2 protein-coding genes are annotated in these 1,103 nt (G+C 34.0%); one reads left to right on the top strand and one right to left on the bottom strand.

Annotated features, from left to right (window positions below; genetic code table 11):
* Positions 1-547: hypothetical protein (locus ACFIL8_RS10755; protein WP_375689767.1), on the top strand; the 547-nt coding region annotated here is incomplete at its 5' end.
* Here ACFIL8_RS10755 and ACFIL8_RS10750 read toward each other — a convergent pair.
* Positions 531-1,079, bottom strand: a complete 549-nt coding sequence (locus tag ACFIL8_RS10750; protein ID WP_375637143.1) for a hypothetical protein — start codon at positions 1,077-1,079, stop codon at positions 531-533. The genes ACFIL8_RS10755 and ACFIL8_RS10750 overlap by 17 nt on opposite strands.
* Positions 1,080-1,103: the final 24 nt, after the last annotated feature.

Genomic DNA, 1,103 nt, shown 5'->3' with positions numbered 1-1,103 from the left:
AAATAAAAAAAGGGGACGCCCTAAAATAGCAGGGCAGGTAAGAGAACCAAACGGACGTATATCACGTGCAAAAGCACCGCGTGAAGCCGTTGATAAATTGGCAATAGAAATGCGTGCAAAGCGTTTCGGTTTAACGCTACAAGAGGCAAAAAATCCACTTTCTGGTACTTATATAGGGCGACTTTGTTTAAAAGGCGTGCTTACTCAAGAGCAATATGATGCCGCGCAACAATATCTACAGATAAGGAATAATTACCTTTGTGCAAAGGGCTTGCCTAATGCTATTTATGATGATGTTTCTACAAACTCAGACCCTAATAGCTTTGAGCAATGGGTTGAAAAAGCAACGCGTCATTATCAATCTGTTCACGAGGCAATAAAAGAGGCGCAACATCTCTATAGACAGTACAATCTTTATGCAGCGCTACAGTACCTTGTTAGTGAAGATCAAGAATTACTACATCTTGTGAGTTCGCTAAAGGTTGCTCTTAATGCGCTTCAAAAGTATTTTTCGCAAAATTATGTAACTATCAATAAAAGTGAATGATAAACTTATATAACGCTTCACTTTCATAATCTAGTTTATGAAGTTTTCTTTTATTTTCAATTATCCGCTTTTCAATTATAGGAAGGGCTTTCAGAATTTCTGATTCCTCCATATGGTTCTTAGATTGTTTTGCTTTATTTAGATCCTCTATTGCACTTATTTTTTGTAGCATACTGCCGGTTAAATCGCTAAAACTATTGTTTCTTTCCCACAGTATATCATGCCATTCTCTTATCATATTTACATGTTGTTCAAAACGTTCTTTTGATAAAGTCGACATGTTATGCAAGAAATATACTTCTTCTATCATTCTAATTTCTTTGAATCTTTTTTCCCACCATTCGTTTCCATGAATTAGGTGATTATGAAGTTCGGTTTTTAATTCTGTGGTTACTTTTGAACAGAATAACTTATTAAAAAATGAAGAAGATTCTTCAGAATTAGCATATCCATTTGAAGTGGATATAAAACACGTTGTAAAAAGTGCGATAATTAATACGCTTCTAAATAAAGATTTTTTTATAAACATCATTTCTACCTTATATGTCTACCTTAA

This window comes from Bartonella sp. AP57NXGY (assembly GCF_042195805.1).
GTDB lineage: Bacteria > Pseudomonadota > Alphaproteobacteria > Rhizobiales > Rhizobiaceae > Bartonella.
Note: the sequence above shows the minus strand (reverse complement) of the source record. Positions and strands in the feature narration are given on the sequence as shown.

Coding starts and splice junctions, on each gene's coding strand:
- ACFIL8_RS10750 (WP_375637143.1), bottom strand. CDS start 1,079: ATGATGTTTATAAAAAAATCTTTATTTAGAAGCGTATTAATTATCGCA.